General features: G+C 60.6%; 7 protein-coding genes. All 7 read left to right on the plus strand.

All coding sequences use genetic code 11. The features are described from left to right. Positions 1-977 (plus strand): substrate-binding domain-containing protein (locus tag ABYW26_RS08215; protein WP_372604285.1); only part of this gene is annotated, 977 nt, incomplete at its 5' end. A gap of 83 nt (positions 978-1,060) precedes the next feature. Beyond that, positions 1,061-2,521: a phosphate ABC transporter permease subunit PstC gene (gene pstC / locus ABYW26_RS08220; RefSeq protein ID WP_372604286.1), complete on the plus strand. Its 1,461-nt coding sequence runs from the start codon at positions 1,061-1,063 to the stop codon at positions 2,519-2,521. Next, the gene (gene pstA / locus ABYW26_RS08225) at positions 2,518-3,873 is read left to right on the plus strand and encodes a phosphate ABC transporter permease PstA (RefSeq protein WP_372604287.1); all 1,356 of its coding nucleotides are present in this window, start codon (positions 2,518-2,520) and stop codon (positions 3,871-3,873) included. Before pstC ends, pstA begins: the two co-directional genes overlap by 4 nt. Positions 3,874-3,885: 12 nt before the next feature. Beyond that, the gene (gene pstB, locus ABYW26_RS08230) at positions 3,886-4,683 is read left to right on the plus strand and encodes a phosphate ABC transporter ATP-binding protein PstB (protein WP_372604288.1); all 798 of its coding nucleotides are present in this window, start codon (positions 3,886-3,888) and stop codon (positions 4,681-4,683) included. A gap of 12 nt (positions 4,684-4,695) precedes the next feature. Then, complete coding sequence (phoU, locus tag ABYW26_RS08235) at positions 4,696-5,415, plus strand: phosphate signaling complex protein PhoU (RefSeq protein WP_372604289.1); 720 nt, start codon at positions 4,696-4,698, stop codon at positions 5,413-5,415. Next, positions 5,412-6,104, plus strand: coding sequence for a phosphate regulon transcriptional regulator PhoB (gene phoB / locus ABYW26_RS08240; RefSeq protein ID WP_372604290.1), 693 nt, complete (start codon positions 5,412-5,414; stop codon positions 6,102-6,104). The genes phoU and phoB overlap by 4 nt, the downstream gene beginning before the upstream one ends. A 268-nt stretch (positions 6,105-6,372) precedes the next feature. Continuing rightward, positions 6,373-7,052, plus strand: a 680-nt coding sequence (locus ABYW26_RS08245; protein WP_372604291.1) for a LuxR family transcriptional regulator, incomplete at its 3' end; no start/stop codon positions are given.

The following is a 7,052-nucleotide window of genomic DNA, read 5'->3' on the forward strand; positions in this document are numbered from 1 at the left end:
CTGCCGCCGCTGCGCGTGACAATGTGCAGGTTGCCGGTTCGTCGACCGTTCTGCCCTATGCCTCGATCGTGGCCGAAGCCTTTGGCGAAAACTTTGACTTCCCGACCCCGGTTGTTGAATCGGGCGGCTCGTCGGCTGGCCTGAAGCGCTTTTGTGAAGGCGTGGGCGAAAACACCATCGACGTGGCCAACGCGTCGCGCAAAATCAAAGATAAAGAAATCGCCGCCTGTGCCGAAGCCGGCGTGACCGACATCATCGAAGTCCGCATCGGCTATGACGGCATCGTCTTCGCCAGCGACATCAACGGCAACGGTTTCGAATTCACTCCGATCGATTGGTACAAAGCCCTGTCCGACAAAGTTGTCGTCGACGGCAAGATCGTTGAAAACACCGCCAAGACCTGGGCCGACGTGAACCCGGCCTTCCCGGCTCAGCCGATCATGGCTTTCGTTCCGGGCACCAAGCACGGCACCCGTGAAGTGTTCGAAGACAAGGTGATCCTGGCCGGTTGTGAAGAATCGGGCGACTTTGACGTGTTCAAAGCTGCCAATGGCGACGACAAGAAAGCCGCTCAGAAAGCCTGTATCGCGCTGCGCACCGATGGTGTGTCGACCGATATCGACGGCGATTATACCGAGACCCTGGCCCGCATCGAAGCCAACAAAGACGGCATCGGCGTGTTCGGTCTGGCCTTCTACGAAAACAACACCGACAAGCTGCAGGTTGCGACCATGTCGGGTGTGGTTCCGTCGACCGAAAGCATCGCAACCGGCGAATATCCGGTGTCGCGTCCGCTGTATTTCTACATCAAGAAAGCCCATATCGGCGTGATCCCCGGCCTGAAAGACTTCGCTGAATTCTTCGTCTCGGACGAGATCGCCGGCCCCGATGGCCCGCTGGCCGCTTACGGTCTGGTTTCGGACCCCGAGCTGGCCGAAACGCAGGCTCTGGTTGCCGATGAAGCGACCATGAACTAAGACGGTAAACGTCACACGGGCGGCGTTTGTTTCGCGCCGCCCGACTTCTGCTTTTAGGACCTTTTCCAGCCAAAGGGGCGCAGATGCCTGTTTTGTGGATCATCCTTTGTGCGCTGGCGATTGGCGCTGTGGGCTATGTTGCGGGACGCGCGCGGGCTATGGCCTCGGCGGGGGGCGATGCCCGGACCCTGCATTCGCTGCCCAGTTATTACGGATTTCATGTGTTACTGGCCGCGGTCGTGCCGTCGCTGATCGTTCTGATCGCGTGGTTGCTGATCCAGCCGATGGTGATCGAAAACCGGGTTTCCAGCATGATCCCCGAAACCGCGATTGCCGATGGTTCGAGTCTGGGTCTGGTGATGGCCGATGTGCGCCGGGTGGCCGAGGGTCTGGACCTTGCCGTCGCCCAAGGCGGTATGAGCGCCGATGAGGCCCGCAACGTGCAGGCCGGGGTAAGCGATCTGCGCGGCCGTCTTGGTGAAATCGGCATCGCTCTGGGCTCGGACGTGCAGCCCGAGATCCTGCGCGCGGCGCAGGTCTATCGCCTGATGACCGCCAAATCGCGTCTGGCCATGACCATCGCCGTGCTGCTGCTGGCCGGGGCCGGTCTGGCCTATGGCGTCGCCCGCAGCAAAGCCGATTTCCGCGCCCGCAACGTGGTCGAGCGGGTGATCAAGGCGTTGCTGATCCTTGCGTCGACCATCGCCATTCTGACCACGGTCGGCATCGTCATGTCGATGCTGCTGGAAACCAGAAATTTCTTTAGTCAGCATTCGGCGCTGGATTATTTCTTTGGCACCACATGGTCGCCGAATTTCCGCGGCGGGTCCGAGTTGGGTATTTTGCCGCTGCTGTGGGGCACGCTGTATATCTCGCTGATCGCGCTGCTGGTGGCGGTGCCGATCGGCCTGTTCGCGGCGATCTACATGTCGGAATATGCCGGTCGCAAGATGCGCGCCTTTGCCAAGCCCGCGATCGAGGTTCTGGCCGGTATCCCGACCATCGTTTACGGCCTGTTTGCGCTGATGACCGTGGGTCCGGCGCTGCGGGATTATTTCGCCCAGCCGATGGGGTTCGGCGAAAGCTCGGCCTCGGTGGCGACGGCGGGTCTGGTGATGGGGATCATGCTGATCCCGTTCGTCAGCTCGCTGTCGGATGACATCATCAACGCTGTGCCGCAGGCGATGCGCGATGGCAGCCTTGGCCTTGGCGCCACCAAGTCGGAAACCATCAAGCAGGTGGTGGTCCCGGCGGCGCTGCCGGGGATCGTTGGCGCGATCCTGCTGGCCGCCAGCCGCGCCATCGGTGAAACCATGATCGTGGTGCTGGGGGCAGGGGCCGCCGCAAGGATGAGCCTGAACCCGTTCGAGGCCATGACCACCGTCACCGTCAAGATCGTCAGCCAGCTGACCGGCGACACCGATTTTGCCAGCCCCGAAACGCTGGTCGCCTTTGCCCTTGGCCTGACGCTGTTCGTCATCACGCTGGGGCTGAACGTGCTGGCGCTGTATATCGTGCGCAAATACCGGGAGCAGTATGAATGAGCGACCTCTCCGCCCAAACCGGCGACCGGGACAACCCGCATGGCGGTTCGTTGCTGACCCCCAGCAAGCTGACCCGCCGCCGCAACGCCGCCGAGGCCCGGTTCCGCGCCTATGGCCTGATCGCGGTCTGTGCCGGTCTGCTGGCGCTGGCGCTGCTGCTGACCTCGATCCTTGGCAACGGCCTGAGCGCGTTTCAGCAGACCTTTATCACGCTGGATGTCGAACTGGTCGAGGCCAAGCTGGACAAGACCGGCAACCGCGATCTTGAGGATCTGAAAAAGGTCTCGACCTTTGGCTATGCGCCACTGCTGAAAGCCGCGATCCAAAAGGCGATTGCGGAAAACGGCATTGCCATCGACGGGCTGACCGACAAGGACGCCACCGCGCTGGTGTCTAAGGATGCCCCGGCGCAGATGCGCGATTTCGTTCTGGCCGACCCGCAAGTGATCGGCCGCACCGTGCCCTTTACCTTTCTGGCCAATGGCCGGATCGACGGCTATTTCAAAGACCGCGTCAGCATGGACAGTGCCGAACTGGACAGCAACGTGTCGCCGCAACAGCTGATGCTGGCCGACGCGCTGCGCGAGGCCGGGGTGGTCGAAATCCGCTTTAACTGGGGCTTTATCACCCGTCCCGATGCGTCGGAAAACCGGCCCGAGGCCGCTGGTCTGGGCGTGGCGATCCTTGGTTCACTTTACATGATGATTGTGGTGCTGCTGCTGGCGTTGCCGATCGGGGTTGCCGCCAGCATTTATCTTGAGGAATTCGCCCCCAGGAACCGCTGGACCGACCTGATCGAGGTGAATATCTCGAACCTTGCCGCCGTGCCGTCGATCGTCTTTGGTATCCTTGGCCTTGCGATCTTCATCAACTTTGCCGGTCTGCCGCAATCGGCGCCGATCGTTGGCGGGCTGGTGCTGTCACTGATGACGCTGCCGCGGATCATCATTCCGGCGCGGGCCGCTTTGGGCGCTGTGCCGCCGTCGATCCGCGATGCGGCGCTGGGGGTAGGGGCCTCGAAAATGCAGTCGGTGTTCCACCATGTGCTGCCTCTGGCCACGCCGGGCATTCTGACCGGGCTGATCATCGGCCTTGGGCAGGCGCTGGGGGAAACCGCGCCGCTGTTGCTGATCGGCATGGTGGCTTTCGTGCGCGAATACCCCGACGCGCCGCCCGAAGGATTTTTCGATCCTGCCTCGGCTTTGCCGGTGCAGGTCTATAACTGGACTCAGCGCGCCGACCCGGCCTTTGTCGAACGGGCTTCGGGCGCTATTATCGTCCTGCTGATCTTCCTTGTGTTCATGAACGCCGTCGCAATCCTGTTGCGCCGCCGGTTCGAGCGCCGCTGGTAAGGGACTGCCAAAATGAACGATATGCGACTGTTGGAGAGAGACGTGGACGCCAACGAGCTTAAAATTACGGCGCGGAACTGTCAGGTCTATTATGGCAATAACCATGCCATCAAAGACGTGAATGTCGATATCCGCGACAAGACCGTGACCGCGTTCATCGGCCCGTCGGGCTGTGGCAAGTCCACTTTCCTGCGCTGTCTGAACCGGATGAACGACACCATCGACATCTGCCGCTTTGAGGGCGAGATCAAGCTGGACGGCGAAGACATCTATGACCCCAAGGTCGACCCGGTGCAGCTGCGCGCCAAGGTGGGCATGGTGTTCCAGAAACCCAACCCGTTCCCCAAGTCGATCTATGACAATATCGCCTATGGCCCGCGCATTCACGGGCTGGCCCGCAACAAGGCCGAACTGGACGAGATCGTCGAGAAATCCCTGCGCCGCGGCGCGATCTGGGACGAGGTCAAGGACCGGCTGAGCGCACCGGGCACCGGCCTGTCGGGGGGGCAGCAACAGCGTCTGTGCATCGCCCGCGCCATCGCCACCGAGCCCGAAGTCCTGTTGATGGACGAGCCGTGCTCGGCGCTGGACCCGATTGCCACCGCGCAGGTCGAGGAACTGATCGACGAATTGCGCCGCGACTATTCGGTGGTGATCGTCACGCACTCGATGCAGCAGGCGGCCCGCGTCAGCCAGAAAACCGCGTTTTTCCATCTGGGAAATCTGGTTGAATTCGGCGACACCGGCCAGATTTTCACCAATCCGCACGACAAACGCACCGAGGCCTATATCACCGGCCGGATCGGGTAAGGAACTTTATAAATGTCTGAAAAAGCTCATATTGTTTCCTCTTATGACCGCGATCTTGAATCGATTCAGGCGCTGATCATGAAGATGGGCGGACTGGTCGAGGCCGCTATTCTGGATGCCGCGACCTCGCTGGAGTTGCGGGACGAAGAGATGGCCGAAAAGGTCCGGGCCCGCGACGCCGCCATCGACGCGCTGGAAGAGCAGGTGAACGAGCAATGCGCGCTTTTGCTGGCCACCCGCCAGCCGATTGCCGGCGACCTGCGCACGGTGCTGACGGTGATGAAAATCTCGGGCAACCTTGAACGGGTCGGCGACTATGCCAAGAACCTTGCCAAGCGCACCGGCGTTCTGGTCCACATGTCGCCGATCGAAGGCGCCGCCGGCGCCATTCGCCGCATGTCGGTCACGGTCGAAGGCATGCTGAAAGACGCGCTGGACGCCTATATTCAGCGCGACGCCGAACTGGCCGAGGACGTGCGCCAGCGCGATCTGGAAGTGGACCAGATGTATAACGCGCTGTTCCGCGAATTCCTGACCTTTATGATGGAAGACCCGCGCAATATCACCGCCTGTATGCATCTGCATTTCATCTCGAAAAACATCGAACGCATGGGCGACCATGTCACCTCGATCGCCGAACAGGTGATCTATCTGTCCACCGGCGAACTGCCCGAGGAATCGCGCCCCAAGGGCGACCAGACCTCGGTTGAAAATCTGGAGATCGAAGGGTGAGCCGGGCAGAACAACCCTCGGTTCTGATCGTCGAGGACGAACCGGCACAACGCGAGGTTCTGGCCTATAACCTGACCGCCGAAGGCTTTGACGTGTCCCAGGCCGAAAATGGCGAAGAGGCATTGCTTCTGGTCAACGAAGCGCAGCCTGACGTCATCGTTCTGGACTGGATGCTGCCCAATGTGTCCGGGATCGAGGTCTGCCGCCGTCTGAAATCCAATGCCAAGACCCGTGGCGTGCCGATCATCATGCTGTCGGCCCGCGCTGAAGAGGTCGACCGGGTGAGGGGGCTTGAAACCGGGGCGGATGACTATGTGGTCAAACCGTATTCCGTGGTCGAACTGATGGCCCGTGTGCGCAGCCAGCTGCGCCGCAGCCGTCCGGCCAGTGTCGGCGAGCGTCTGGAATATGCCGATATCGTTCTGGATTCCGAGACCCACAAGGTGACGCGCGGCGAGCATCCGCTGAAACTGGGGCCGACTGAATTCCGGCTGCTAAGCGCGTTCATGGAAAAACCCGGCCGGGTCTGGAGCCGCGAACAATTGCTGGACCGGGTCTGGGGCCGGGACATCTATGTCGATACCCGGACCGTCGATGTGCACATCGGACGGCTGCGCAAAGTGCTGTGCGAACACGGCGGCGACGATCCTGTGCGCACCGTGCGGGGGGCTGGATACGCTTTAGGTTAGTTCCGATAATCAGTATTATGTAAATAAACCCGGTTGTAAAAGTGGTGCGGAAACCCGTTATACACCATATATAACAATACATTACGGCGCGTTATTAATGCGAATGGTAAGATTTGCGGGGAAATCTGATCCGATATTCCCCTTCACGCGTTAACGCAAAAAATCTCGACATCTCACCCCGGCTTTCCCTAAATGGAGGAAATGCAATCGGCGTAGTCGCCGCTAAGGATACGTGCCGGATCTAAACCCGGCCTTGGGAACGCCACCTATGCTGGACGAACTGGAAGCTCTGATCGAGGCGCAGACGGTCGAGGACGTCTGGCAGCGCCTTGTCGGCTTTGCCGATGGTCACGGGTTCGACCGCCTGCTTTATGGCTTTACCCGCTTTCGCACCGCACAGTCTTGGGGCGATTTGCAGGACTTTCTGGTTCTGTCGAACTATTCGCCTGATTATCTCAGCGAGTATCTGGACATGGGCTATTACCGCAATGGCCCGATGCTGCGCTGGGTGTCCGGCAATACCGGCAGTTGCTCGTGGCAATGGGCCGAGGATCTGTCTCGCGACGGCGGCCTGACGCCCGACGAGGAAAGAGTGCTGGCCTTCAACCACGCGCACGGTCTGAAGGTCGGCTATGCGATCAGTTTTCATGAAACCTCGTCCCGGGCCAAGGGCGCGCTGGGACTGGCCGCGGCACCGGGCAGATCGCAGGACGAAGTGGATGAATACTGGCGCGTAAACGGTCAGAAAATAACGGTTTTTGCCAATATCGCGCATATGAAAATTTCGTGCCTGCCGCATAAAAGTGCCCGCCGCGCCCTGACCAATCGCCAGCGCGAGGTGCTGGAATGGGTTGGCGAAGGCAAAACCGCTTTGGATATCGCCACTATCATGGGGCTGACGCCCGCCACGGTCGAAAAACACCTGCGGCTGGCCCGCGATGCGCTGAA

This window comes from Actibacterium sp., assembly GCF_041584535.1.
GTDB lineage: Bacteria > Pseudomonadota > Alphaproteobacteria > Rhodobacterales > Rhodobacteraceae > Actibacterium_D.

Bases quoted from the DNA above. Each gene is read 5' to 3' on its own strand.
- phoU (WP_372604289.1), top strand. From the start codon at position 4,696: ATGTCTGAAAAAGCTCATATTGTTTCCTCTTATGACCGCGATCTTGAA.
- pstA (WP_372604287.1), top strand. From the start codon at position 2,518: ATGAGCGACCTCTCCGCCCAAACCGGCGACCGGGACAACCCGCATGGC.
- pstB (WP_372604288.1), top strand. From the start codon at position 3,886: ATGAACGATATGCGACTGTTGGAGAGAGACGTGGACGCCAACGAGCTT.
- pstC (WP_372604286.1), top strand. From the start codon at position 1,061: ATGCCTGTTTTGTGGATCATCCTTTGTGCGCTGGCGATTGGCGCTGTG.